This is a genomic window from Rhodococcus sp. WS1 (assembly GCF_003797745.1).
GTDB lineage: Bacteria > Actinomycetota > Actinomycetes > Mycobacteriales > Mycobacteriaceae > Rhodococcus_F > Rhodococcus_F erythropolis.
Map to the genome: position 1 here is coordinate 2,492,243 of NZ_RKLZ01000002.1, position 25,625 is coordinate 2,517,867.

Genomic DNA, 25,625 nt, shown 5'->3' on the forward strand with positions numbered 1-25,625 from the left:
CGACAATATTCTGCTCAGTTGCATGAAAGGAACGTAAGGGCGTCGAATGGCTCGCCGGGGTTCGTTAGGTAAACTAACGGTAAAGGTCAGGCTGCGTGAACGCGCTGCTCGACGCCGTTTGCCTGGACCTTCATCCACGACGCCAGAAGCTCGCACCCGGTCAGTCCGCTCTCGTCGAGAGGTTCGATCGCGTAGCTGATGTGTCTACCGCCGCGAGGGTTCTCCAGCTGAAAGCGGTTCAGGTTCAACCGCGTCGGCAGATAGCCGAGGACTTCGAGGAACGCGGTGCGAATGCGTCGTAGATCGGTGCGCCACTGTTTCGGACTGAAACGAGTCTTCTGCGCATTCTGGAAAGCATTGCTACGAAGTAGTTCCCAAACTTTTTGTGCCCACACGCGTGTCTGGGAGAAGGACATCCAGCGCGTCAAGTCTGCGATGTCGCGAATGTAGCTGTCGTCGCTGGCATTACAGATCATGTCCTGTGGGTGCCCGATCCACTTGACCGGAATCCACGGCTGGACTTCGGGTCCGTCGCCGGCAACTCCGTGTCCCTCGCAACCTTCGATGACGCCGGTCGGTTGTTGTGGATCGGAGATCAGTCCGACTCCGATGATGTTGGCGCCGTTCAGCGTCGGAGAAGTCGTCGGAGAAGTCAATGTCGGGAGTGCCGCGCGGATCACGGTGCATCCCTGTGAGTATCCGATCAGCATGACTGGGCCGTCTGTCTCTGCGATTGCGGTCGAGAGGGCCTTCACACCCATCGCGGTGCTGTGCCGAAAGCTCAGGCCGCCGTCGGCGACCGGGCCATACGACGCGGGATAGGCGACCCAGCGAGAATCGAATCGACTGTCGAGTTCGTCGGTGACGGCACTGAGGAGTCCGCGCACACGCGCGCCGTGGTCGCCGACGTGGGATTCGCCGGTGCCGCCAACTGCAAGAACGGTTACCTCAGCCATGCCAGCGATGATCCACGTCGATTCTGAGAGGCCGGCATCCAAACCCTGAGAAGAGGCTGGCAATCCGTTGTGCTGCGAAATCGTTATCGAGCGAGCACCATTTACCCATGACGACGCCGAATCGTTCATCCAGGCGAAAAGTGTCCGTTGTCGGTGCGGGAAGCGTCGGCACTGCGATTGCGTACGCGTGCTTGATACGCGGATCAGCCGACGCGCTCGCCCTCTACGACACCAACAGTGCAAAGGTCCGCGCCGAAGTTCTCGATCTCAACCACGGAACCCAGTTCACACCGCCGTGCACCGTCGAGGGAGGTGATGACATCTCGGTCACCGCGGGATCCGACTTGGTCGTCGTCACCGCGGGCGCAAAACAGCATCCCGGCCAGTCGCGGCTCGAACTTGCCGCGGTGAACGTCAAGATTGCACAGACTCTGACCGAACAACTATTGGCGGTGTCACCGGACGCGGTTCTACTCTTCGTCACCAACCCGGTCGACGTGGCGACCTACGCAGCGATCCAGGCTGCGGGACCGTCGTACCGCAGCCGAATTTTCGGATCGGGGACGGTGCTCGACACGGCCCGATTGCGATTCCTGCTGGCCACCGAACTCGGAGTCGCGGTCGAGAACGTCCATGCCTTCATCGTCGGCGAGCACGGGGACTCCGAGATTCCGCTCTGGTCGAGCGCAACCATCGGCGGAGTGCCGGCAACCTCGTTCGTGGGACCGTCGGGCGGCGTCCTCGGCCCCGACTTACGCGCGAATGTCGCGAAGTCTGTGGTCGAGAGTGCCTACGAGATCATCGAAGGAAAGGGTGCGACCAACCTCGCCATCGGATTGTCGAGCGCATTCATCGCGGAAGTCGTGTTGCGGGACGAACAACGGGTTCTTCCGGTATCGACCTTGCAGACCGGTGTCCACGGACTCGAGCGCGTTTGCCTGTCCCTTCCCACGATGGTCGGTCGTGCGGGTGCCGGTCGAGTCCTCGAGGTACCGCTTTCAGAAAAAGAGGCTTCGGGGCTCCGATCTTCTGCCCGTACATTGCGAGAGGTGCAGGAATCTCTGGGATTGTGAATATCTGTTCTGCTCGATTTCCGACATATAGGATCAACAAATGATCAGCTTCCTGATTCGCGCCGCGATCTTCCTGGGTTCTGCCGCTGTCGGGCTTCTTGTTGCGTCGTTGATTCTTTCGGGCTTCTCGGCGCCCACATCCGGATTCATCGTTGCGGTCGTGATCTTTGCGATAGCGCAGTCGGTTCTGGCGCCGTTCATCGCGACAGTGGCAAAGCGCCACGCACCAGCATTTCTCGGCGGAATCGGATTGGTGTCGACGTTTGTCGCTCTGTTGGTGGCGTCGCTTTTCTCCAATCTGTCGATCTCCGGTGTCTCGACGTGGATTCTGGGAACAGTCGTCGTGTGGCTGGTAACAGCACTTGCGACGCTGGTGCTTCCGTTGTTGTTCGTGCGTAAGAAAGTTCAGGAGAAGAAGGCTCAGTGACGCGTCCGAACATCGGTATGGACTACTCAGTCCTGGACTGCCCGGATCCGGCTGCATTGGCCAACTTCTACGTCCAGGTCCTCGACTGGAAAAGCGTTCGGGACGAAGATGATTGGCACGTGATCGAAGGACCCGCCGGCGAGCGGCTCGCGTTTCAGCTTGCTCCGGATTTTGTTCCGGTCGACTGGCCGACATCCGGCGTCGGAATCCATCTGGATCTGCTCGTCGATTCTCTCGACCCCGCGGAGGCTTGGGTGATCAGCCTGGGTGCGCAGCGGGTGACCGGCATCCCGGAGCATCAGACTTTCCGCGTCTACCGCGACCCGGTCGGTCACCACTTCTGCCTGTGTCTGCGCGACTGAGTGTCGACTCGCCCCGATCTCGTCGACCGTGGATAATTCCGAACACTTGTCACGCCCGAGAATTGGAGATCGACGATGGCTTCGCAGAATTCCGACGAATTCCTGGTAGAACGTACGACGATCGTCAAGGCAGAAGCATCGGTCGTCTTCGCGTTGATCAACGATTTCCACCAGTGGACGCAGTGGTCGCCCTGGGAAGGTCTCGACCCGGCAATGCAGCGCACGTACGCGGGTCCTGACGCGGGCGTCGGGGCTTCGTACGCCTGGGCCGGCAACAAGAAGGCAGGCTCCGGTTCGATGGTGATAACCGAATCCGTCCCAGACGAACGCGTAGTTTTGGACCTGGCCTTCCTCAAGCCGTTCAAGGCACAGAACGTCACCACCTTTCTCATCTCTCCGAATGCCGGTGCCTCTCCCAATGCCGGTGAAGTTCAGGTGACGTGGAAGATGACTGGAAAGAAGAATCTGTTCTTCAAGATCTTCGGTTTCATCTTCAGCATGGACAAGCTCGTCGGAAAGGATTTCGAGAAGGGCCTGTCCCAGCTGAAAGCTGCTGCCGAAAAGGGCTGACGAGCCGGTGGTACCGTCTCCCGGTGTTACGGATGACGCCCACCGATGCCCAAACCTTCTGGATTTCGGAGAAGATCCCCAACGATCAACTACTGCTCTACTGTTTCGACGGGCAGAGCCAGTCGATCGACGAGCTACGACGCTCGGTGGTGGAAAGAGCGTCGCTCATTCCGGATCTCAATGTTCGGATTCGTGAATCACCGTGGCATCTCGACTATCCGCTCTGGGATCCCATGCCGGTCGATGCCTCGTTGGTGAGAGTGCATGAGCTGCCGGATGACTCGTGGCCATCGTGTATTCACGGAATCGAAAAGCTTCTCGAAAACCACGTCGACCCGCGTGAGTCCCCGTGGACGCTTCACCTGTTCCACGGCGTCACCGGCGCGCCGCGTTGTAGCGGCCCGGCGCTGATCGCAGTTCTGCAGGTCGCGCATTCTCTGGCGGACGGCAAACGCGCGTCGGCGATTGCTCGCCAGCTGTTCTCGCCGCAACCGCCCGCAAAGCAGAAGACGGACGTGCGGCGTAGCGGATCAGCCGAGATTCTGGGCCGCGCCGCCCTGCGCCTTCCGGGTCAACTTGTTTCGCTGTTCCGCGACGGCCGGGCGGGGCACCGAGCGCAGTTACAGCTGCAGGCGGACACCGAATCGGGAGTTGTTGCGCCGCAGGCGGCGAGCCGTCCCAAGGTGCGCTCCAACATCCCGCCTGGACCTCATCGATTGGTGCGCATGGTCGTGCGGGACAGCGCAGATTTCCGTGGCGACGGCGTATCCGTCACAGTCGGAGCGATGACAGCCATCTCGGTAGCGATGGCGAATTACCTCACCGAGCGAGACGGCTCGGTACCGCCGGAACTGGGAGCTGAGGTGACCATCGCCAAGGCGGGTACACCCACGGCGCGCAACCACTTCCGCAATGCAGGTGTCGGACTGTTCCCGGATATCGATGACCTCCGTGAGCGAGCTCAACGGATCAAGGCGTCGATGGACGAGCGTCGCGCACGGGCATCCCATCCGTCCAGCGCAGCTTCGGATCTCGCGCTGAACGCGGTTCCCGGCCCGCTGGTCCGTTGGGGCGTGCAGCAATACGATTTCACGGCAGTGCCCGACGAGGTCACCGGCAACACCGTGGTGTCGAGTGTCGCGCGCGGTGACGCGGATCTGGTGCTCGGAGGCGGCGTCGTTCGGTTCACAGCGGGCTTCCCGAGTTTGTCACCGGTCATGTCCTTGACCCACGGCGTACACGGGATCGGGGACACGGTGACGATCAGCATCACCAGCAGTCCGGCCTCGATCGCGGACATCGACGTGTACGAGCAGATGATGCACGACGCGATCGACGAGGTACGCGAAGCGCTGTCGTGACGGCCTGATGTACTGGCAGCATGGGATTCACGCGCGCCGAACTGGAATCGTTCCGAGACGCCGAGATCGAGGATCTGATCGGGCCGAATTGTCGTCTGTTGTTCGTCGGTATCAATCCGGGACTGTGGACGGCGGCGACCGGCGCGCATTTCGCCAGGCCGGGTAATCGGTTCTACCCGGCACTGCTGAGGGCAGGCATCATCGAGCGTCCGATCGATCCTTCCGCGGGTATGTCGGACGCCGATACGCAGCACCTGATCGATCGCGGCGTCGGTATCACCAATCTCGCCGTTCGCGCGACGGCCAGAGCCGACGAGTTGACGGCGGAGGAGCTTGCCGCCGGGGGAGTGCGGGTGCGGGCGGTCGTGCGTGCGACAAAACCGAAAGTAGTTGCCTTCGCCGGGATCACCGCCTATCGAACAGCTTTCGGTGACAAGAAGGCGAAGGCCGGGCGCCAAGACCGTGATTTCGAGGGGGCAAAACTGTGGATCGTGCCCAATCCCAGTGGCCTCAACGCACACGAGACGGTGGACACCTTGGCAGCGAAATATCGTTCCGCCGCATCCGAAGCCGGACTTCTCTGAGAGAAGTCGCAGTTCCGTTCGGCCAGAACAAGGTACAAGTTAAAGTGCTTGTATGTCTGTTCTATACAACGTCTTTGTAGTGATTCACCTACTCGGTATGGCTGCCCTGGTCGGTAGCTACTTCACCGTCCTCAAGGCTCCTTCGATCACCGAGGTCATGGTGTGGGGTGCCAGGATGCAGTTCGTGTCCGGCCTGATCATCGTCGGGTTGGGCGAAGGCGCCCTGGACAAGAACTACATTCACGCGAAAATCGCTGTGAAGTTGGTGCTTTCGCTGGTCATCGTGGCGCTTGCCGAGATCACCCGGGCGAAGCAGAAGAAGGGCCAGCCCAATCCGAATCTGGTACACGTCGTCGGCGGTTTGTCGATCGTGACCGTATTCGTGGCCGCGCTCTGGACCTGACAAAGACACAAAAGAGCCCCGGCGATCGAAACTCGCCGGGGCTCTTTGCTGTTGACGTGTCTACAGGCCTGGACGCTTACCGATCGTCAGGGTCACTTCACCGGTATGGGCGAAGAAGTCGTTGCCCTTGTCGTCGACGACGATGAACGCGGGGAAGTCCTCGACGTCGATCTTCCAGACGGCTTCCATCCCCAGTTCGGCGTACTCGAGGATGTCGACTTTCTTGATGCAGTCGAGTGCCAGGCGTGCTGCCGGTCCACCGATGGATCCGAGGTAGAAACCGCCGTGGGTGTTGCAGGCGTCGGTGACCTGCTTGGAGCGGTTTCCCTTGGCCAGCATGATCATCGAGCCACCGGCGGCCTGGAACTGCTCGACGTACGAGTCCATACGGCCGGCTGTGGTCGGGCCGAACGAACCGGACGCCATACCGTCGGGTGTCTTGGCGGGGCCGGCGTAGTACACCGGGTGATCCTTGAGGTATTGCGGCATCTCTTCGCCTGCGTCGAGACGCTCTTTGATCTTGGCGTGCGCGATGTCGCGTGCCACGACGAGCGGACCGGTCAAGGAGAGACGAGTCTTCACCGGGTGCTTGGACAGCTCGGCGAGGATCTCGGCCATGGGCTTGGTGAGGTCGATCTTGACCGCAGCGCCCTTGCCGGTACCCGAAATGCCATCGGTCTCTTCGTCGAGCTGAGCGTCCGTGACCTCGGGCAGGAAACGGCCCGGGTTGAATTCGAGCTGTTCCAGGAACACGCCCTCCGGCGTGATTTTGGCCTTCGCCTGTCGATCGGCCGAGCACGACACCGCAATGGCGACGGGCAATGAAGCGCCGTGGCGGGGGAGTCGAACGACGCGGACGTCGTGGCAGAAGTACTTACCGCCGAACTGTGCGCCGATGCCGATCTTCTGCGTGAGCTCGAAGACCTTCTTCTCGAGTTCGTGATCGCGGAAGCCGCGGCCCGTAATGGCGCCTTCGGTGGGGAGCTCGTCGAGGTAGTGCGCGGACGCGTACTTGGCTGTCTTCATCGCGAACTCGGCCGACGTGCCGCCGACGACGATTGCAAGGTGGTACGGCGGGCAGGCAGCGGTACCGAGCGAGCGGATCTTTGCCTCGAGGAACTGCATCATCGAGTCGGGGTTCAGGATCGCTTTGGTTTCCTGGTACAGGTAGGACTTGTTGGCGCTGCCGCCGCCCTTGGCCATGAAGAGGAACTTGTACGAGTTCTCATGTCCGGCAGCAGTATCGGCGTACAGCTCGATCTGCGCGGGCAAGTTATTGCCAGTGTTCTTCTCGTCCCACATCGTGATGGGGGCGTTCTGCGAGTAGCGCAGGTTCAGACGCGTGTATGCGTCGTAGACACCGCGGGCAATGGACTTCTCGTCGTCGCCGGGGGTGAGTACGTGCTGTCCACGCTTGCCCATGACGATGGCGGTTCCGGTGTCCTGGCACATCGGCAGAACGCCGGCAGCGGCGATATTGGCGTTCTTGAGCAGGTCGAGCGCGACGAACTTGTCGTTGTTCGACGCTTCGGGATCGTCGAGGATGCTCGCGAGCTGCGTCAGGTGATCCGTGCGCAGGTAATGAGAGATGTCGTGCAGCGCCGTTTCGGTCAGCAAGCGCATCGCTTCCGGCTCGACCTGAAGGAAGGTGCGGCCGTCCGGTCCCTCGACTGTCGACACCCCTTCGGTGGTGAGCAATCGGTACTCGGTGGTGTCATCACCGATCGGCAACAGGTCCTCATAGAGGAAGTCGGCCATCATCTCTCCTGAACAAGGGTGCGTGCGAAGGTCGCATTCAGGTTATCGTTGGGGGTTTCCTTCTCCGAATCGGGGCGGGTGTGAGCTGGAATTATCCGGATGCCACTGGCTCGATCAAGATACTTCGACCAGTTCGGAGAGCTCGACGCCGCGAAATTCGGCAAGTATTTCGGCCTGCTCGGCCACCGCTGCGCGGGCCGATCGTGACCACGTTCCCCACGGGGTGACCGCGACCTTCAGCTTTTTTCCGGACGCCCGCGGTCGCCACAGTCCGGTGATCGTGCCGCCGACCACCACCGTGCCCGGTCGCCCGAGGGTCGGCCACACCGTCTTCTGGGCGGCAGGATCGGGCACCAGGGTCTCCCGATCCTTGAGCTGTACATACGGATCGAAAGGCCCGAGCAAGCGCGTACTCGAATCGGAGGGGGAGCCGAGCAAGTCTTCGCGGTCTTGTTCGAGAATCCACCGCTTCTCGCCGTTCACCTCGATCTCCTCGGCATCGACGGGCCAGTGGGCTTTGACGTCCTTGACCGGAGCATCGAGAAACGACGCGACGTGAGCAGGAGTGGCGGGGCCGTAGAAGCGCAGATACCCGCGGATCACGTCGAAGCGGGGATCGGCGTCTGCTGCCGTGGAGGTGTACGGGCGTCGGCGCCAACCCGGAATGCGTTCGAGCACTGGGGGAGATGTGCCCGGCTGTAGCTTGAGGCCTGCCTGGAGTGCCGCGAGCCGGAACGGCATCTCGTACAGATGAGTGGCGTTGCACGGGCGGCAGAATCTCAGAAAGGGCTCGGTGACTCGCGTGGTCAATTGCGCGGACATCTCGCCCTTGACGGTTGGTTTCGAGACGATGTCCCGCATCGCAGTAGCAACTGTTTGCAGGGCACTCAGCGTCGGGATGCCGGCGGCCTTCAGGGGCCGATTCGCGTCGTAAATGCGCTTGGCTGCATCGGCTTCGCTGAACGGCGACGTGGCGACGGCGATGGCAGGCAGGTCGCCCCGACGGTAATAGTGGGGAGCTCCGCGCAACGTCCAGGCAAGAGCGAGCTCAGTGGCGTCGCCGCGGACGCCGCGGACGCCGCGGATCCGCAGGGCCCAGACGGCTCCGTCAGGTCCGGTGTTCTGAATCCCGAGATCGAGAACGGTGCAATCGGTGTGATCGGCGTCACCGGCAGCCGCTCGGTCGAGTCGATGGCGGTGCCACCGGAAATTAGCCAACTGCGTGAGTGAGGTTGCGCTAGACATGATTTCAGTTTACTGGTGGGTAACCGCAGGATTTGGGACAGTTGATCAATGCGACGACAGAATTGGTGAAATTCGACCGATTGTCCGGAATTTTTTCAGTAGCAGACCTTATTAGTCGAAATAATGACCCCATTGTCGGAATCCTTTGCCAACTGGTCGTTCGTATGATTACTGTTACCCACGTCACGGATACATTACAGATGTGACGCAGCTGTCACAGCACTGTCGGGTGCTTTTCGGCAGCTGACCTCTGACCTCTCAAGGAGATTCACATGGGTTCAATGGAAGGAATTCTCGGCGCTGTTGTTCAGGGCCTGGGATCACTGTTCAGCGCTGACGGTCTGCTCAAGACCTTCATGGGATCGGTAGAGACCATCTCCAAAGACCCCACCCCCTAATTCAGCGCGACTTTGCCACGCCCGCTCCGGGTGTAGTTACTTCAATTTCGACAAACTGCAGGAGGAAACTCATGGGATCTCTCGGTGAAGCCATCGGAAGCGTCAACAACCTCGGTCAGCGTCTCGTCGACGCACTGACCACGCTCAGCGGCGGCACGGTTACGCCCAAGTAAGCGTCGTCTGACGAGAAAGGCTCACGCACTCGGTGCGTGAGCCTTTCCGTGTCGACCGGATCGAGTTTTTCCGATCACGTCGGGTTTGCCTCTTTCAGCCGGTACCGTTCGAAAGGTTCCGCTGCCGAAGAGAGTGACCCGGATGATCGAGACTCGTGCTTTGCGAACGGTTTTCCGCGTCTTCGTGGCGTTGGCCACGGCAGTATGTGGGCTCCAGCTCCTCACGGCACCGGGTCACGCTCAGTCGGTGGACAGCAGGCTGGTCGACATCTCGGTGTACTCACTGTCGATGGGGCGCGACATTCCGTTGCAGGTCTTGCGGCCGGCTGATACCTCCACGCCCGCTCCGACGCTCTACCTACTCAATGGAGTGGACGGAGGCAAAGACGACGCGACGTGGTCGGTGCGGACCGATGCACCGAAGTTCTTCGCGGACAAGCACGTCAACGTGGTCACCCCTCTCGGTGGAGCATTCAGCTACTACACCGATTGGGAGCGGCCGGACCCCGGCCTCGCGAAATCCGGCAACAACAACGGGGTCAACATGTGGACCACGTTCCTGACGGAAGAACTACCGCCAGTCATTGATTCGACGTTCGGGACGACCGGCGAGAACGCACTTGCCGGCTTGTCGATGGCAGGCACGTCGGTACTGGATCTGGCTATGGCGGCGCCCGCGCTGTACAACAGTGTCGGCTCCTTCAGCGGGTGTGCGATGACGAGTCCAGGCATCGGTCAGGACTTCGTGAAACTCGTGGTCGCAGTGGGTGGTGGCAACGCGGAGAACATGTGGGGTCCGTACGATGGCCCGGGTTGGCCGGCTCACGATCCGGTTGTCAACGCGGACAAGCTACCTCGAATCCCGATGTACATCACTACCGCAACCGGGATTCCGGGTCCGTACGACACGCTTGCCGATCCACGGATCGACAACGACGTCACAGATTTGGCGTTGCAGCTTGTACTCGGTGGCGGAATCGAGGCGGCAACTCACTACTGCACCACCCAGCTTGCGGACAGGACGAACGCATTGGGTATGAACAATATTCGCTACAACTTCAAGCCGGCAGGAACGCATTCATGGGGATACTGGGAAGACGACTTACACGACTCGTGGCCGATGATCGCCGCGTCGCTCGGCGTGTGAGGCCCCATCGAGCAAGCCTTCGAAGCGTCGTTCTCGTCGGCGCGCTCGCCTTGATTTCACTACTTGCGTTGCCCTCGACCGCGCTCGCCGACGAGACCCCGAAGATAACGAGTGTCACCGAACTGTCTTCGCGCTTGGTTCTTCTCGACGTCGCGAGTCCCGCCATGGGGCGCACCATGCAGGTGAAAGTGCTGCTTCCTGCCGACCGCTCGGAACCACGCGGGACGCTGTATCTCCTGGACGGCAATTCCGGGCAGATCGAAGAGAACAACTGGCTGGCTCCGGCCAACGGCGATATCGTCCCGTTCTTTGCCGACAAGAACGTGAACGTCGTACTCCCCATCGGTGGAACCGGCACCATGTACACCGATTGGCAGGAAGACCACCCGAAATTCGGTCGTCTGAAATGGGAGACGTTCCTGACGAAAGAGCTTCCCCCACTGATCGACACGAGGTTGGCAACCAACGGGCACAATGCAATCGGCGGGATCTCGATGGGCGCAGAGGCCGCGCTGATCCTGGCCCAACGCTCGGCCGGGTTGTACGACGCGGTCGCGGGCTACAGCGGCTGCTACACAACCGTCGGAGGATTCGGCAAGGCGTTGACCGATCTTGTGGTCATCAACGGAAATGCCCGTTCGGAGCAGATGTGGGGTCCGGCCGGCAGTGAGGCTTGGCAAGAGCACGACATTTTCGCCAATGCCGACAATCTGCGCGGCACCAAGGTGTATCTCGCCTCGGGATCGGGACTACCAGGCCCGCACGAAACTCTCGATACTCCTGCCCTGGGCCGGGTACTGGTCGTTGGCGGGGTCATGGAACTGGGATCGAACCTGTGCACCGACCAGATCACGCAGGTGTTGCGCGATCGCGGAGTCGATGTCACCCGCAGCGCTCAACCGGTGGGGACGCACGGTTGGCCGTATTGGCGCGACGAACTCGTTCGCTCCTGGCCGATGCTCGACTCTGCGTTGTCGGCTTGAGTAATTCCTTGCGATGAGTTTCCGCTTCGGGCCGGGTCTATAACCCTGTACACCTGATTCGTAACCTCATCGACAAGGACAGAACATGCCTTCCATCACTCCCTGTTTGTGGTTCGACAACCAAGCAGAAGAAGCAGCGAACTTCTACATCTCGGTGTTCGGTTCCGGGCAGATCCTGGGAATCGAAAGATACGTCGAGGGATCGCCTTCCGGAATGCAGGCGGGATCGGTGATGACCGTCAGCTTCGAGCTCGGCGGTCAGCGATTCACCGGATTGAACGGCGGACCGATGTTCACGTTCTCGGAAGCAGTGTCGTTCGAGATTCCGTGCGTCGATCAGGCTGAGGTCGATCACTACTGGTCCAGGCTGACCGAAGGTGGGGAAGAGGGCCCGTGCGGATGGGCCAAGGACAAGTTCGGATTGTCCTGGCAGGTAGTCCCGAATCGTCTTCTCGAACTGATGAAGGATCCGGATCGGGCCAAGGCACAACGCGCCACGGACGCGATGATGAAGATGAAGAAGATCGACATCGCGGAGCTCGAACGGGCCGCAGACGCGTCCTGAACACGATCTGGCCGATGGGCGACAGCCTTCGTTAGCTGATGCTAGCCTTCCCTAATTCTCGCTGGAGCGTTGGAGGAGTGCTGGTAACCATGCGAATCAAAGTCTCTCGAATGAAGATTGCAGTCACCGCCTTGGCGGCCTCGCTCGCCGTCGCCGGGCTTGCCGGCTGCAGCAGCGACAGCGCTGACGCACCCGCGGAGGCGGGAGCAACCGTCTCGACCATGTTCGGCGACGTCGAGGTCCCGGCCAACCCGCAGCGCGTCGTCGCGCTCGGTTGGTCGGACGCCGAGACGGCACTTGCCCTCGGAACACAGCCGGTCGGTGTCGCGGACTGGATGGCGTTCGGTGGCAAGGGCGTCGGACCCTGGATTGCGGACGAGTTCACCACGGACCCGAAGATCCTCGGAACGATGGACCTGAGCATCGAGGACGTCATTGCTCTCGACCCGGACCTGATTTTGTGGACGAGAAGCGACAACACGCAGGCCACCTACGACAAGCTCAGCGCCATCGCGCCGACGGTCGGGCCTCCCCCGGGTCTGGCCACTGCGTACGGGACGACGGTCGAGCAGCAGACCGAACTCGTCGCGAAGGCTCTCGGCAAGGAAGCAGAAGGAAAGGCGCTACTGTCCGGCCTCGACGCCAAGTTCGACGCTGCAATTGCCGCCAATCCGAGCTTTGCGGGTAAGACAGCGGCCGTCGGCGCCTACAGTTCCGATGGTTACGGCGCGTACGTACCAGGCGACGCACGCGCAGACTTCATGACGCGCCTCGGCTTCACGATCCCGACGGCGATCACCGAAAAAGCCACCGGAAACTTCTACATCCCGGTCGCCAACGAGAACCTGAACTTGTTCGACGCGGATCTCACGGTGCTGTTTCCGATCTTCCTCGACAGCAGTGCGTTTGCGAACGATCCGCTACTGCGCGCAATCCCGTCGGCCCAGGAGGGACATCTGTTGATCCTCGATGACCCGGCACTCGTCAATGCGTTCTCGAGTGGCTCGGTACCGGGGTTGACCTACGCAATCGACAACGCCGTTCCGAAGTTTGCGAGCACGCTCGGCGCCTGATCAGAGGTGTTTCGGGACCTGCCCGTCACTGTGAGCGTGTTCGCAAACAGTGGCGGGCAGTTCTCATGCGTCAGTACACTGGAAAAAGTGAACTTTCAGCTAACGAGCGGCGGCCCAGTGGAGATCGGTCCAGTGGAGATCGCAACGACCGCTCCTCGTTTTCCGCGGATGCATGCATACGTGGATATCGCTGTTGTGATCGTGGTGCTGGTGGGAACCAATCTGATCGCGCATTTCACCACCGCCTGGGCAAGCATCGCGACGGTACCCATCTCTGCTCTCGTCCTGTTGGCGCTCACCAAGCGCCGGGGAATGGGTTGGGCGGAATTGGGGCTGTCCCCTCGTGACCTGCGGCGAGGTTCGAAGTACGCGCTTGCTGCCGTCGGCCTGGTCCTGACCGTTGTCGCCGTCGGCGCTCTGCTTCCGCTCACACGTCCTTTCTTCATGGCGGATCGCTACGCCACTATTTCCGGCGCGATCATCGCGTCGATGATCGTGATCCCGCTGCAGACCGTCATTCCCGAAGAGTTGGCTTTCCGTGGCGTCCTGCACGGCACGTTGAACCGGGTCAGTGGATTCCGCGGCGTCGCCGCTGCCGGTTCTCTGATGTTCGGACTGTGGCACATCGCGTCGTCGATGGGTTTGACCAGCGGTAACGAAGGGCTGTCCGGCTTTCTCGGTACCGGAGTGGTCGGCCAGGTCGCCGGCATCCTCGGAGCCGTTCTCGCCACCGCTGCGGCCGGTCTCGTATTCACCTGGCTTCGTCATCGCAGCGGCAGCCTGATTGCGCCGATTGCTCTGCATTGGTCGTTGAATGGTGCAGGTGCACTGGCTGCTGCTCTTGTTTGGCATGCAACTCTTGCTTGATCCCAATATCTGACAAAAAGGACAGCATTCGCCGCGCGGCGCCGGGTAGTTTTGTGCTTTGCTCAGTAAGTGACGCACCTTCATCGAGGCCATGTTTTCCACATTTCAGGTCGTCCGACGGTTGAGGATGCGGCGCAGTCGCTCGTCTCGATCCCCGACGGCGTCTTGGCGATCGACGATGCCGGAACGATCGTCTACTGCGGAGAATTCGAATCGCTCCCCGGAGACCTCGCGGGCGGCGAAACTCACGATCATCGACCGGGTTTCCTGCTGCCCGGATTCGTCGATGCCCACATTCATTTCCCGCAGACCTACGCCGGCGATGCGTACGGCGGCGGCCAACTCCTCGAGTGGCTCGACCTGTGCGTCTTTCCCTCCGAATCGAGATTCGCTGATCCGGAGTTCGCCCAGCACGCTGCCGAGGCCTTCTGCGCTCGCCGAATCGCCACGGGAACGACGGCCGCGATGGTGTTCGGATCGGCCTTCCCGCACGCGCAGGACGCATTGTTCAGTGAAACTCTGAATCGCGGCCTTCGAGTGGTCAGCGGCCGCGGGATTCAGACCACCGGCCCGGCGTCCGCTGCCGCGCTGATCACCTCGGAAGAGGACGCGATCAGACTCACCCGCGAGGAGATCGACAAGTGGCACGCGGCCGACACCGGCGACGTGAACACCGCACTCATTCACGTTGCAGTGGTTCCCCGCTTCTCCCTCGCGGTGACAACACGGACGCTTAAAGACTTGGGGGAGTTGTACGACTCGGTCCGTGACCGAGGCGTCTACTTCCACAGTCACCTCAATGAGAACAATCGGCCGGGAACCGGCGAGGTGGCAACCACACTCGCCGAGTACGAGGTCGAGACCTATCTCGACACGTACGACGGCAAGTTCCTCCCCGGCTCACAGGTCGGCGGAAAGAGCTTTCTGGGTCCGCGCGCGATACTCGCGCACTCGGTGCACTGCCAGGACTCCGAACTCGCACGCATGGCCGAGACCGGAACCTCGATCGCACATTGCCCGACGTCCCAGCAGTTTCTCGGCTCAGGCACCATGCCGTGGAAACGAACCGTTGCGTCAGGGGTCAACATCGCGATCGGATCGGACTTCGGCGGCGGCGACGAGTGCCTGCTCACCCGAGTCCTCGGCGACGCCTTCAAGGTTCATATCTCCGAAGCCGGCGACGACGGAGTGTCGATGCACCCCGCCGAACTGCTGTTCACCGGAACACTCGCCGGTGCTCGCGCGCTGGACATGGAGAACCGGATCGGCAACTTCGACGAGGGCAAAGAGGCCGACTTCCTGGTGATCGATCCCTCCGGGTGGCCGCCGCTCGCCGGGCTCGTCAACCACGGAACGCGTTCGGATGATCCGATACTCGCCCGCGACCAGACGCTCTTCGGCCTCCTGATGGCGATGCGCGAGCCCGCGATTGCACACGTATACGTGCAAGGGCGCCGGGTGTCGGGCTGACGTGTCGGCAACCGCCATCACCGGGTATCACCGAACGAGTTCGGGATTCCGGGCGTGGGTCGAGCGTGCGGCCGAGACCGCCGGTCGATTCGACGGCTACCTGAGCTGTGGCATCAGTGATCAACCGGAACCGGTGTCGCACGGCATGTCTGTCACATTCGACAGTGCCGACGATCTTCACCGTTGGCTGGAGTCGAGTGATCGCCGCGATCTCGAAAGAGCCGCTGCGGCAACGGGAATTCTGGCACAGACGAGTGATCTGGTCCTCGTCGACGGAGTTCTGCCGCCGCCCGGTATCGGCGTGTACGACCACGTCGTCGTCGTGGGTAAGGAGAACGAGTTTCTGCGAACGCAACGCCATCTCATCGATCTCAGTTCGCGATTCTCCGGCTACGAGTCGGTGATGTTGTTGCGGTCGGTCACCGACTCCACCCAGTGGAAGTCCGTCCTTCGGTTCCGGACCGAGCAGCAATTGGCGGAGTGGATGGCGTCGCCCGAAAGGGCCGCGGCACTGCCGAAATTGCGAGCCGAGTTGGCCGAGGACTTCACCGAGACCACGCGGTCGACACCGTTCGGCACGATTCTGCGCACGGAGAACGGGCAGACCCGTGCGACGCCGAATTGGAAGACGGCGATGATCATCCTGCTCGTTCTCTATCCGACAGTGATGACGCTGTCGCGATTTCTCGGTCCGCTGCTCGACGGGATCGGAGCGCCTCCATGGCTGTCGATGTGGTTGAGCCAGATAGTCAGCGTCGGCGCCATGACGTGGTTCCTGATGCCGACGGTCACCAGGTGGTTCCGCCACTGGCTCGACCCGGTCGACGGCGCCGTTCCCCGCACGAACTGGCGCGGTGTCGCAGCGGTAATTGCGGTGTACGTCGTGACTCTGACGCTCTTCGCCTCCGTGAAGTGGCTGCAGTTCTGGGACTACTTCGACTGAATCCGGCCTCGGCGGAAGTAGGTGAGCGGTCCGAAGAAGTTGACGAAGATGATCGCCGCCCACTTCTTCTTACTGCCGTTGACCGTATCGGCAGGGCGTCGCGCCAGGTCTGTCCACGCGGCGATCGCCAACAGGGACTGAATCGTTGCGAGCAGGGCGGCGACGCGGCGCTGCGCGGGTGACAGCTCACTCCAGGATTTCTTTTTTGTGAGGTTCATGAACTCCACTGTGCCCTCGAACGTCCAATCGGTGTCGAGATCTGGTTGTTATCGGTGCCTCGAGTTCCTCATATCAGTGTGAATAGCGTCACCATGATGACCGATAGGTACGGTCCCGCGCCCCGTCGGGGCGGTCGTTTTCAGCGTAAAGATCTCGCTAACCGAAGTTTGGGCTGAAAATTTGCGCACATCCTCAGGATGCAATGCGTCCGAGAGGGGGAGATTCGGCACCGATTTGCAAGTAAGAGACGTTGAGGGCGAATCTCTCAGGGCGGGGAAGTCGAGCGTTCCGAACTTGCAACCACGGTACAGCTGTGATGCTGCACGATAACTGTTCTCGGGAACCATGTTCGAATTTTGTCAGGAATGCGCCATATGTCGACAAATTATTCACCGTGACTGGTCGTTACCTGTGGATATGAGGTCAGTTGAGCGGGCCTGAAATGTAACGTCCCGGACACATTTGGTGTCGTAAAAGTAACGGAAGGGCTCTAGTGTTAGCCCCGGCAGCCAGCCAGTGGCCCGCCATCACGGACAGTTCATCACTGACAGGAGCAACATCAATGCCTACTATCGGTTTCGGCGACATCTCAGACTTCCTCGGCGCTTTCGCTGACCTCTTCGGATTCCTCGACTTCATCTCCGGAAGCGTTGAAGGCCTGTCGGCAGAGTAAGTCCCGCAGAGCAAGAAGTGCCCCCGAGCCTGTGGCTCGGGGGCACTTCTCTGTTTCGTCGAGCTGTGTGGTGGAGCGGGCGCTGAGCCCATTTGTCGCAAATGTGGCTCATGTTGGCCAAGTGCATGGCGGGGATGATGTGACTGTGGTGGAATGCGAGCGAAAGAAGATAGCTTGCCTGCCCGCCACTTCCAGCGGGACACGCCGATGATCGGAGCTTTGTGCACGTCTCGCGAAGAAACCTCTTCAAGTACGCAGCGGCTGGATCGGCAGCTGCCGGACTCGCTGCATTGAGCGGTACGACGTCGGTGGCCAATGCCGGTTCTCTCGGGACCTTGCTCGATTACGCCGCCGGCGTGCCGTCCGCTCAGGCAATCAAGGCCGCCGGGTATGCAGGCGCCATTCGATATGTTTCGGACAGGCGCCCAGGCGCCAATTGGATGGTCGGCAAGCCCGTACTGGCGCGGGAAACCGACGCGTTGACGGCGGCTGGACTCCAAGTCGTTTCCTGCTATCAATTCGGCAAGGGCGGAACGGCGGACTGGCGCGGGGCTCGCGAGGCAGGCAAGCGTCATGCGTCCCGTGGCCTCGAACTGCACGCTGCGGCCGGTGGGCCGTCCGGTCGGCCGATTTACGCGTCGATCGACGACAACCCGACCAGTACCGAAATCACCACCCTGATCGCGCCGTACCTCGAGGGGTGGGCCTCGGTCGTCGGCAACGGAGCACTCGGTATCTACGGAAACACGCGCGTGATCGACGCAATGATCAGCGCCGGCATCGGAACCTGGTTCTGGCAGCACAATTGGGGTTCGCCCGCAGGATATGTGCACCCGAGGGCAAACCTGCACCAGTTCGAGATCGACAAGCGCAAGGTCGACGGCGTCGGCGTGGATCTGAACTCGATCCTCACTCGCGACTACGGGCAGTGGTCGTTGGCCGGCTCGGTCGGGCCGGCCCAACCGGTTGGTTCCTCGTTGCCGACAGGATCTATCGCACCATAGCGCCGAATTTGGCGAGCCAGGCCTTGGCGTCATCGGGGAGGGTGCCCGCCGCTTCGGCGGCGAGGCACCATGCTTTTGCCATCGACAGGAAGTTCATCGGGTTGTAGGCGTCTTCTTCGCGAGACCACAATCCGTTGCCGGCGTAATGCAGGATCGTGATGTTGGCGGCTCCGTGCTTGGATCCGTCGCCCGGATCCTCCATCGGGTTGTCGATCTCGCACACGATCCATCCGCGCTGCTCGTCGACGACGAACCAGTTGGCCGGGAATTCGGTCATGCGGTGCCCCGGGAACTCCGTCATTGTGCGAGTGACCCACTTGCGTACAGCTTCTCGGCCATTGAGGGTTCCGAAAGCGTGTTCCACGTAGACGACGTCCTCGGTGAACATGTCCGCGAAGGCGTTCCAATCGCCGGAACGAGTGCACTCGACAACGGTGTTCTGGTACCCCGCGAAGGCGTCTTCGAGTTCGGTACGCGTCCAGGTCATGAAGGGCTCCTCGGTTTGTCGTCGCTTCAGATTAGAACACGTTGCAGAATTGATTGTCGGTGATTCGATGCAGAAGAGTTCTGCGGTACCGTCGTTGACGGGTCGGGGACCCGTTATGTGAGAGGGCACCACGTGGAGATCATCATCAATTTCATCTACACACTTTTGTCGAAGTTGCAGACTGGCAGCATCGAAGGCTCTTCGGAGAAGTGAGTCCTCTGCCGGGTTGATTCCCTTACGTGACTTTCTGTTTGGGAATCAACCCGGCGAACACCATCGTCACAGCGGCGGCGGCGATGGAAATCAGGAACGTGGCACGAAACGCCTCGAACGAGGGGATCACTGCGGTGCCGACGGTGATGGTCATTCCGGCCAGAACGACGCTCACGATCGCGGCAGACGTCGACGTGCCGATCGATCGCATCAAGGAGTTCAGTCCGTTCGCGGCTGCAGATTCCGTGATGGGGACTGCTCCCATGATCAGGGCGGGCATGGCCGAGTAAGAGAGCCCGACGCCCGCGCCGATGAACATTCCGGCCACGGCGACCTGCCAGACGCTCGACACCGTGAAATATGCAAAGGCATAACCCAATCCGATGACGAGGGCGCCAAGCATCAGCGTGATTCGTGGGCCACGCCACGCCGAAATGCGAGCGGAGACGGGTGAGAGCGCCATCATGACGAGTCCACCGGGGGCCAGTGCGAGTCCCGCTGCGACCATGGACAGTCCGAGTCCGTAGCCGGTGGACGTCGGTGCCATGAGGAGTTGGGGGAGCGTCAAGGAATTGCCGTACATGGCAAAACCGACGGCGATCGAGGCGAAGTTGGTGAAAAGAACCTGAGGCCGGGCCGATACGCGGAGGTCTACCAGCGGTGCGCTGCGTCGAAGTTCCCACCAACCCCAGACGAGGAAACTGAGAGCGGAAACTGCCAGGAGGCCCAGGGTTTTCGGGTCGCCCCATCCCCAGGTTCCGCCTTTGGTGATGGGGAGTAACAGAGTGATCAGACCAACGGTGAGGCCGAACGCTCCGACGAAGTCGAAGCGTCCCGGGCGTCGTACCGTCGATTCGGGAATCACGAACGCAACCAGTGCGATGCAGATCAGCCCGAACGCTGCCGAAGTGACGAAGAGGAAGTGCCAGTTGGCATTCTGAGCGATCACCGCAGCGATCGGCAGTCCGATCGCACCGCCGACGCCGAGGGTGGCGCTCATGACCGCCATGGCTCCGGCCACCTTCTTCGGTGGAAGAACATCACGAATGATGGCTATGCCCAATGGAATTGCCCCGACCGATGCTCCTTGAAGAGCGCGGCCGACAACGAGCACGATCAGTGAAGGTGCGATCGCACAGATGGCCGAGCCCAAAACGACCATCCCGAGACTGACGAGCAGCATTCGTTTCTTGCCGAACATGTCGCCGAGGCGCCCGCTGATCGGCGTGATCACCGCGGCGGCGAGGAGCGTTGCGGTGACCGCCCACGAGGTGTCGGCGGGAGTGGAGTTCAGCAGGTGAGGCAACTGCGGAATGATGGGGACTACCAGCGTCTGCATCAAGGCGACGACGATTCCGCACAGCCCGAGGACAGTGAGTACGGGACCAGAAGGGGCGTAGTTCGTGGCCGTGGTTTTCTTGTCCGGGGATTTCTCGTCGACGCTCGACGAATCTGCGTGAACGGACATTCGGCTCCCGCCATGGCGTGTTCGGTTTCGGTGCGTTCGCCCCAGTGTGCACGCTACACATCGTGTGTATTCTGCACAATATGAGTGTGGATCGGGAACCCGAACTGGTGAATATCGAGTACGAGTTGACCCTGCTCTCGCGCTATCACGCGCTCGCTCAACGGGCGGAACTTCATCTGGACCGGTCCGCGTATCTACTGCTCGGACGACTGGAATTGCAACAACCGATGAGCCTCAAGGAGCTCTCCTGTGCCTTCTCGCTCGACATCTCGACCATCAACCGGCAGATCGGCGCGCTGAGGCGTCAGGGCTTGGTGGAGCGAGTGGAGGATCCGGACGGTGGGCTGGCGCGAAAGGTTCGGCCGACGGTGCAGGGTCTGTCGAAACTTCGTGCAGATCGCGAACATTCGACGGCCGGCGTCGAAAAAGTCTTGCGTGAGTGGACGCCGGAGCAGCGCCTCGCGCTCGGTGACCTTCTGCGGCGATTCAATACCTCGGTCGAGTCCTTGGAAGGCCGCGACTGGCCGCGACCGAATCAGGTCTGAGAGTGCGAGACGGACCGCAGTGATCGATCCGGATCGCTCGAATCCGATTCCGGCGCAATGACAACAAGTTTCGGATGTTCCTCAGGTGCTGCGTGATTTCCACGCCAGGAGAGTAGTGACCAGTGTGAGAGGCCGGACAGTGCCGACCCGAGGCTGGCGAACGAGCCCGAACTCAGCACCGACGCCGTAGACCCGATGCTTCCGATGGAGAGGAAAGAGCCGACGCTACCGATCGACAGGATCGAGTACGCCGATCCGATCGAGAGAATGGACCCCTCGGATCGGATGGACAGTATCGATCGACTCGACTTGTGAGACCGTATCGACTGGTCGTCTGGGCTCGATGCCTTGTCTGGACGGCCATGCGTGATGTCCACTCGTAGATGTCCCATCTATCGGGTCTATCACGGTGATCGGAGATGCAAAAGGGACCCGCCGAAATTCGGCGGGTCCCTTTCACGAGACTTCGATCAAGCGACCGCGAACATACCCACGGTCGGGAGGAAGCTGCAGGTGATGCGATCTGCGCCTTCCGGCTGGGTGGTCAGCGAACCGCTGATCACCGAGAGGACGCGTCCCGGACCTGTATCGGCAATAGCCGACAAGGTGGCGGGACCATCCGGGTTGATGCGCGACGCGTTGGTCAGGTTCTGGGTGGCGCTGCGCTGGTTGTCGATGTTGACCCACGTCACGGTCATCGGCACCGGCTGGTCGTCGACGGCGGGAGCCGTTCCGAGGGCGGTGAAGACGAATCCAGCCTGACCGGCAGCGGGGCCGGGAGGAGGCAGGTGAGCCGGGCCCGGAACAGCAAGCGCGGTTCCGACCGAATCGGCGGTGGCCGAGATGCAGCCCTTGCCAAGCGTCGGGTAGAGGAACTGCGCGATGACGGGGGCGTTCTCGTTCGGGATTTCCGGTCCGCCGCCGCCGCTGCCGTCGAGGAAGGTGATGACCTTCTCGAGGGTGGCTTTGATCTCGGGCGGAATGCCGGGGGAGTTCAGGATCGCGCGAGCTTGGTCGAGCAACGCTTGCTGCGGGCCGCCGGCGACGTCAGCCGGACCTGCAGCGGCGCCGATGATGGCGGGCGCAAACGATGCGAGGAACTCGATCGGCACACTTTCGGGTGCGGGCGGTGCTGCCGGATCGGCCATTGCCTGCGCCGGCAATGCCAGTCCTGCTACTGCGGCAATAGCGACGGCGGTGAACGCCTTTCGCATACCTCGGGTTCGAAGCACTGTTTCCCCATCCTTAGTCATACCGCGCGGGCGCCTAGGCGAGCTCCGCGTTTGACGGCTCGAGGGGTCACTCTATGTACAGAGCCCCCGGGTTGTACAGCTGTTCAGTTGCTGAGCAGCTACGCACCGGGGGGAGTCTATGGCATGACCGGCCTCGATCGTGATTTACGGCGACCATACCTGTGACTGAAGTGATCTATGTGAAAGTTGATGCAACTGTTACGTCAGATTGCGAGGTTTGTTCACTCGGAGATCAGTCGAAACGGACCGAATCGTCGACGAGTACGTCAATTCGACGGGCAAGGTCGAAGTCCAGTTCCGTGAGACCGCCCGCCGAGTGTGTCGAAAGCGTGTACGTGACCTTTCGCCAGCGAACGTCGATGTCGGGATGATGATCTGCGGCCTCGGCGACTGCCGCGATGCGTTGAAGAAGCGCGATCGCATCCGGGAAAGTCGCGGAATCGACGGTACGAGTGATCGAGCCTGGCGACAGCTGCCAGGCCGGCAGTTCGTCGAGAGCGCTTTGGATCGCGGAGTCGGACAACAAAGTGGCCATACTCCATCATGGTGCGATGAGTGATGTGCCTGCAAGGGATCGCGAAGTTGTCGCCGGTGCGATCTTCCGTGGGGGAAGGCTGCTCCTCGCGCAGCGGACGAGTCCGCCGGCGTTGGCCGGTCGCTGGGAACTGCCGGGCGGGAAGGTCGAGGAGTTCGAAACGCCGCAGGCTGCGTTGGCCCGCGAGTTGCGCGAGGAGCTTGCGTTAGAGGTTCGATGCGGAACAAGAATCGGCGTCGATGTGCAACTGTCGGCCGGGTTGGTCCTGCGGGCGTACCGGGCGGAGTTGGTGTCCGGCGAACCGGTCGCGCTCGACCACGCTCAGTTGGCATGGGTCGATGCCGATGAACTCTTGTCGATGGATCTGGTCGACAGCGATCGAGCCTGGATCCCCGAACTGCTCGAGGAGTTGAGGTCGCTTACGCCGCGCGGGCCTTCTTGAGACCGGCTTTCAGTTCCTTCTTGGATGCGCCCTCGTTCTCGAGCTTCTTCATCCGCATGATGACGACGGGGCACTTGATGCACCGTGTCTTCTTCCGGCAGCACTTCTTTTTCGGCTTGAGCTTCGAGACCTTGCTTGCCTTGATTTTTCCCATGTGACGCTGCGGCTTTCCTGTTTCACTACGGCGGAGAGCCCGCTCTTGGAACGAGGTTAGCGTACCCTTAAACACCCTGTTTCTCCAGGTCGTAATCCTACTCGCTTCAGCGTGGTGCAGATCACTATTGGCTGGTGGGGGCGGTGATAGAGGCCGCACAATGCAGGAGAATCCGCTCGGAGCGAGTAGTATTTACTAGGCCGCGGTGCCTATTCAGGCGATTCGTGCCCTGATTCGGATCACACACTCGTGCAGCGGCCACCAGAAGAGCCGTGCGACTTGACTTTCGCGTGGCCGAATCAACTCAGCCAGGAGAGCCATCGCGTGACCACCACCAGCTTCCGTAACGTTGCCATCGTCGCACACGTCGACCACGGCAAGACCACCCTCGTCGACGCCATGCTTCGTCAGTCCGGCGCGTTCGAGGAGCGCGCCGAGCTGGTCGATCGCGTCATGGACTCCGGCGACCTAGAACGCGAGAAGGGCATCACGATCCTCGCGAAGAACACCTCGGTGCACAAGCGCAACGAGGATGGCTCGGTCACCGTCATCAACGTCATCGACACCCCGGGCCACGCCGATTTCGGTGGCGAGGTCGAGCGCGGTCTGTCCATGGTCGACGGCGTCGTCCTGCTCGTCGATGCGTCCGAGGGCCCGCTTCCGCAGACGCGTTTCGTGCTGCGTAAGGCACTTGCTGCCTCACTGCCCGTCATCTTGGTTGTCAACAAGACCGATCGTCCCGATGCTCGCATCGAAGAGGTTGTCTCCGAGGCTCAGGACTTGCTCCTGGACCTCGCGTCCGATCTCTCCGACGAGGCCGCCGAAGCCGCCGAGCTTGCGCTCGGGCTGCCGGTTCTCTACGCCTCCGGCCGCGAGGGCAAGGCTTCGACGGTGCAGCCCGAGAACGGTCAGGCGCCCGACGCCGAGGACCTTACCGCTCTGTTCCAGGTTCTGATGGAGTACGTCCCGGCCCCCAAGGGCACGGTCGACGCGCCGCTTCAGGCTCACGTCACCAACCTCGACGCGTCGGCATTCCTCGGTCGCCTCGCGCTGGTTCGCATCCACAACGGCGAGCTGCGCAAGGGCCAGACCGTGTCCTGGTGCCGCGAGGTCGACGGCGAGCCCGTCATCACCAAGACCAAGATCACCGAACTGCTCACCACCATCGGTGTCGAGCGTGTTCCCGCCGAGGTTGCGCTTGCCGGCGATATCTGCGCTGTTGCGGGCTTCCCGGACATCATGATCGGCGACACGCTTGCCGACCTCGACAACCCGGTTGCGCTGCCTCGCATCACTGTCGATCAGCCGGCTATCTCGGTCACGATCGGTACCAACACCTCACCGCTGGTCGGCCGCGTCAAGGGTCACAAGCTCACCTCGCGCATGGTCAAGGCTCGCCTGGACCAGGAGCTGGTCGGTAACGTCTCGCTCAAGGTCCTCGACATCGGACGTCCCGATGCCTGGGAGGTCCAGGGTCGTGGAGAGCTCGCGCTCGCCATCCTCGTCGAGCAGATGCGTCGCGAAGGCTTCGAACTGACCGTCGGAAAGCCGCAGGTGGTCACTCAGACTGTCGACGGTAAGATCCACGAGCCTTTCGAAGAGCTGACCATCGACAGCCCCGAGGAGTACCTCGGTGCCATCACTCAGCTTCTGGCCAACCGCAAGGGCAAGATGGTTCAGATGTCGAACCACGGTCAGGGCTGGGTTCGTATGGAGTTCATCGTTCCTTCGCGTGGTCTTATCGGCTTCCGTACGGAATTCCTCACGGATACCCGCGGAACCGGCATCGCCAACGCCGTCTTCGACGGGTACGGCCCCTGGGCCGGCGAGATTCGTGCTCGCCACACCGGTTCTCTCGTGTCGGACCGTTCCGGCACGGTGACGCCGTTCGCCATGATCCAGCTGGCTGACCGCGGAACCTTCTTCGTCGAGCCCGGCGCAGACACCTACGAGGGTCACGTCGTCGGTATCAACCCCCGTCAGGAAGACCTCGACATCAACGTCACCCGCGAGAAGAAGCTGACCAACATGCGTCAGTCGTCCGCAGACGTGATGGAGACCCTCGCGAAGCCCATCAAGCTCGAGCTCGAAGCGGCCATGGAATTCTGCTCCGGCGACGAGTGCGTCGAGGTCACCCCCGAGGACGTCCGCGTCCGCAAGGTGCATCTCAATGCAACCGAGCGCGCTCGCGAGCGTTCGCGTAGCAAGTCTCGCGACAAGGCTGCTCTGTAGTCTTTCGTCGGTTACCACCTGACAGGCGGATGTGCCTTTCAG

General features: G+C 61.4%; 29 protein-coding genes. 19 read left to right on the forward strand and 10 right to left on the reverse strand.

The genetic code is table 11. The annotated features are described in order from the left end of the window. Positions 1 to 86: 86 nt before the first annotated feature. Positions 87 to 956 (reverse strand): PE-PPE domain-containing protein, encoded by an 870-nt coding sequence (locus EEB12_RS24435; RefSeq protein ID WP_141488644.1) that lies wholly within the window; start codon positions 954 to 956, stop codon positions 87 to 89. Positions 957 to 1,063: 107 nt separating this feature from the next. Between EEB12_RS24435 and EEB12_RS24440 the strand changes: the two genes are divergently transcribed. The 7 genes from EEB12_RS24440 to EEB12_RS24470 all read left to right on the forward strand — a co-directional run bounded on the left by EEB12_RS24440 (position 1,064) and on the right by EEB12_RS24470 (position 5,736). Continuing rightward, entirely contained in the window at positions 1,064 to 2,029 is a 966-nt protein-coding gene (locus EEB12_RS24440) for an L-lactate dehydrogenase (protein ID WP_019744553.1), read from the forward strand. Between the two features lie 40 nt (positions 2,030 to 2,069). After that, positions 2,070 to 2,456, forward strand: coding sequence for a phage holin family protein (locus EEB12_RS24445; protein ID WP_019744552.1), 387 nt, complete (start codon positions 2,070 to 2,072; stop codon positions 2,454 to 2,456). Next, positions 2,453 to 2,818, forward strand: coding sequence for a VOC family protein (locus EEB12_RS24450; RefSeq protein WP_019744551.1), 366 nt, complete (start codon positions 2,453 to 2,455; stop codon positions 2,816 to 2,818). The genes EEB12_RS24445 and EEB12_RS24450 overlap by 4 nt, the downstream gene beginning before the upstream one ends. 75 nt (positions 2,819 to 2,893) lie before the next feature. Continuing rightward, positions 2,894 to 3,388, forward strand: a complete 495-nt coding sequence (locus tag EEB12_RS24455) for an SRPBCC family protein (protein ID WP_019744550.1) — start codon at positions 2,894 to 2,896, stop codon at positions 3,386 to 3,388. Between the two features lie 32 nt (positions 3,389 to 3,420). Continuing rightward, the gene (locus EEB12_RS24460) at positions 3,421 to 4,749 is read left to right on the forward strand and encodes a WS/DGAT domain-containing protein (RefSeq protein ID WP_141488645.1); all 1,329 of its coding nucleotides are present in this window, start codon (positions 3,421 to 3,423) and stop codon (positions 4,747 to 4,749) included. 20 nt (positions 4,750 to 4,769) lie between these two features. After that, entirely contained in the window at positions 4,770 to 5,333 is a 564-nt protein-coding gene (locus EEB12_RS24465) for a mismatch-specific DNA-glycosylase (RefSeq protein ID WP_020970240.1), read from the forward strand. Between the two features lie 52 nt (positions 5,334 to 5,385). After that, positions 5,386 to 5,736, forward strand: coding sequence for a hypothetical protein (locus tag EEB12_RS24470; protein ID WP_003945214.1), 351 nt, complete (start codon positions 5,386 to 5,388; stop codon positions 5,734 to 5,736). Positions 5,737 to 5,796: 60 nt separating this feature from the next. Here the strand turns inward: EEB12_RS24470 and EEB12_RS24475 are convergent, their stop codons facing one another. Both EEB12_RS24475 and EEB12_RS24480 read right to left on the reverse strand, forming a co-directional pair. Further along, entirely contained in the window at positions 5,797 to 7,494 is a 1,698-nt protein-coding gene (locus tag EEB12_RS24475; RefSeq protein ID WP_003945198.1) for a fumarate hydratase, read from the reverse strand. 114 nt (positions 7,495 to 7,608) lie between these two features. Then, a complete protein-coding gene (locus EEB12_RS24480) occupies positions 7,609 to 8,739 on the reverse strand; it encodes a winged helix DNA-binding domain-containing protein (RefSeq protein WP_141488646.1) in 1,131 nt (376 codons plus the stop codon). Positions 8,740 to 9,011: 272 nt separating this feature from the next. On the opposite strand from EEB12_RS24480, the gene EEB12_RS30925 reads away from it, so the two are divergent. From EEB12_RS30925 to EEB12_RS24515, 8 genes are all read left to right on the forward strand, one after another. Next, a complete protein-coding gene (locus EEB12_RS30925; RefSeq protein WP_019744544.1) occupies positions 9,012 to 9,137 on the forward strand; it encodes a hypothetical protein in 126 nt (41 codons plus the stop codon). Between the two features lie 315 nt (positions 9,138 to 9,452). Then, on the forward strand, positions 9,453 to 10,457 hold the full coding sequence (locus EEB12_RS24485; RefSeq protein ID WP_141488647.1) for an alpha/beta hydrolase: 1,005 nt from the start codon (positions 9,453 to 9,455) through the stop codon (positions 10,455 to 10,457). Next, on the forward strand, positions 10,454 to 11,440 hold the full coding sequence (locus EEB12_RS24490; RefSeq protein WP_020970237.1) for an alpha/beta hydrolase: 987 nt from the start codon (positions 10,454 to 10,456) through the stop codon (positions 11,438 to 11,440). The genes EEB12_RS24485 and EEB12_RS24490 overlap by 4 nt, the downstream gene beginning before the upstream one ends. Before the next feature lie 85 nt (positions 11,441 to 11,525). Continuing rightward, a complete protein-coding gene (locus EEB12_RS24495; protein ID WP_020970236.1) occupies positions 11,526 to 12,005 on the forward strand; it encodes a VOC family protein in 480 nt (159 codons plus the stop codon). Between the two features lie 110 nt (positions 12,006 to 12,115). Beyond that, positions 12,116 to 13,078, forward strand: coding sequence for an iron-siderophore ABC transporter substrate-binding protein (locus tag EEB12_RS24500; protein WP_223257893.1), 963 nt, complete (start codon positions 12,116 to 12,118; stop codon positions 13,076 to 13,078). Between the two features lie 168 nt (positions 13,079 to 13,246). After that, on the forward strand, positions 13,247 to 13,945 hold the full coding sequence (locus tag EEB12_RS24505) for a CPBP family intramembrane glutamic endopeptidase (RefSeq protein ID WP_020908494.1): 699 nt from the start codon (positions 13,247 to 13,249) through the stop codon (positions 13,943 to 13,945). Between the two features lie 69 nt (positions 13,946 to 14,014). Beyond that, the gene (locus EEB12_RS24510; RefSeq protein WP_020970234.1) at positions 14,015 to 15,415 is read left to right on the forward strand and encodes an amidohydrolase family protein; all 1,401 of its coding nucleotides are present in this window, start codon (positions 14,015 to 14,017) and stop codon (positions 15,413 to 15,415) included. Between the two features lies 1 nt (position 15,416). Then, complete coding sequence (locus EEB12_RS24515) at positions 15,417 to 16,358, forward strand: antibiotic biosynthesis monooxygenase (protein ID WP_020970233.1); 942 nt, start codon at positions 15,417 to 15,419, stop codon at positions 16,356 to 16,358. Here EEB12_RS24515 and EEB12_RS24520 read toward each other — a convergent pair. After that, positions 16,346 to 16,576: a PLD nuclease N-terminal domain-containing protein gene (locus tag EEB12_RS24520; RefSeq protein ID WP_029255832.1), complete on the reverse strand. Its 231-nt coding sequence runs from the start codon at positions 16,574 to 16,576 to the stop codon at positions 16,346 to 16,348. The two genes, EEB12_RS24515 and EEB12_RS24520, sit on opposite strands and share 13 nt — an antisense overlap. Positions 16,577 to 17,471: 895 nt before the next feature. Here EEB12_RS24520 and EEB12_RS24525 point away from each other — a divergent pair. Then, positions 17,472 to 18,254, forward strand: a complete 783-nt coding sequence (locus EEB12_RS24525) for a DUF1906 domain-containing protein (protein WP_141488648.1) — start codon at positions 17,472 to 17,474, stop codon at positions 18,252 to 18,254. Here EEB12_RS24525 and EEB12_RS24530 read toward each other — a convergent pair. Together EEB12_RS24530 and EEB12_RS24535 are read right to left on the reverse strand one after the other, a co-directional pair. Then, a complete protein-coding gene (locus tag EEB12_RS24530) occupies positions 18,241 to 18,741 on the reverse strand; it encodes a nuclear transport factor 2 family protein (protein WP_007726289.1) in 501 nt (166 codons plus the stop codon). The genes EEB12_RS24525 and EEB12_RS24530 overlap by 14 nt on opposite strands. A gap of 235 nt (positions 18,742 to 18,976) precedes the next feature. After that, the gene (locus EEB12_RS24535; protein ID WP_019744532.1) at positions 18,977 to 20,422 is read right to left on the reverse strand and encodes an MFS transporter; all 1,446 of its coding nucleotides are present in this window, start codon (positions 20,420 to 20,422) and stop codon (positions 18,977 to 18,979) included. A gap of 80 nt (positions 20,423 to 20,502) precedes the next feature. On the opposite strand from EEB12_RS24535, the gene EEB12_RS24540 reads away from it, so the two are divergent. Further along, complete coding sequence (locus tag EEB12_RS24540) at positions 20,503 to 20,967, forward strand: MarR family winged helix-turn-helix transcriptional regulator (protein WP_176450540.1); 465 nt, start codon at positions 20,503 to 20,505, stop codon at positions 20,965 to 20,967. On the opposite strand, the gene EEB12_RS24545 is transcribed toward EEB12_RS24540, so the two are convergent. The 3 genes from EEB12_RS24545 to EEB12_RS24555 form a co-directional block, all read right to left on the reverse strand. Then, entirely contained in the window at positions 20,958 to 21,359 is a 402-nt protein-coding gene (locus EEB12_RS24545; RefSeq protein WP_258537196.1) for a hypothetical protein, read from the reverse strand. The genes EEB12_RS24540 and EEB12_RS24545 overlap by 10 nt on opposite strands. A gap of 78 nt (positions 21,360 to 21,437) precedes the next feature. Beyond that, positions 21,438 to 22,181, reverse strand: coding sequence for a hypothetical protein (locus EEB12_RS24550; protein ID WP_029255827.1), 744 nt, complete (start codon positions 22,179 to 22,181; stop codon positions 21,438 to 21,440). A gap of 271 nt (positions 22,182 to 22,452) precedes the next feature. Next, positions 22,453 to 22,755, reverse strand: coding sequence for a 4a-hydroxytetrahydrobiopterin dehydratase (locus tag EEB12_RS24555; protein ID WP_029255826.1), 303 nt, complete (start codon positions 22,753 to 22,755; stop codon positions 22,453 to 22,455). A gap of 16 nt (positions 22,756 to 22,771) precedes the next feature. Between EEB12_RS24555 and EEB12_RS24560 the strand changes: the two genes are divergently transcribed. Next, the gene (locus EEB12_RS24560) at positions 22,772 to 23,197 is read left to right on the forward strand and encodes a (deoxy)nucleoside triphosphate pyrophosphohydrolase (RefSeq protein ID WP_141488649.1); all 426 of its coding nucleotides are present in this window, start codon (positions 22,772 to 22,774) and stop codon (positions 23,195 to 23,197) included. Here EEB12_RS24560 and EEB12_RS30560 read toward each other — a convergent pair. Continuing rightward, positions 23,175 to 23,351: a hypothetical protein gene (locus tag EEB12_RS30560; RefSeq protein WP_019744526.1), complete on the reverse strand. Its 177-nt coding sequence runs from the start codon at positions 23,349 to 23,351 to the stop codon at positions 23,175 to 23,177. The genes EEB12_RS24560 and EEB12_RS30560 overlap by 23 nt on opposite strands. 324 nt (positions 23,352 to 23,675) lie before the next feature. Here EEB12_RS30560 and typA point away from each other — a divergent pair, with 324 nt between their 5' ends. After that, the gene (gene typA, locus EEB12_RS24565; protein ID WP_019744525.1) at positions 23,676 to 25,583 is read left to right on the forward strand and encodes a translational GTPase TypA; all 1,908 of its coding nucleotides are present in this window, start codon (positions 23,676 to 23,678) and stop codon (positions 25,581 to 25,583) included. The last annotated feature ends 42 nt before the right edge of the window (positions 25,584 to 25,625 follow it).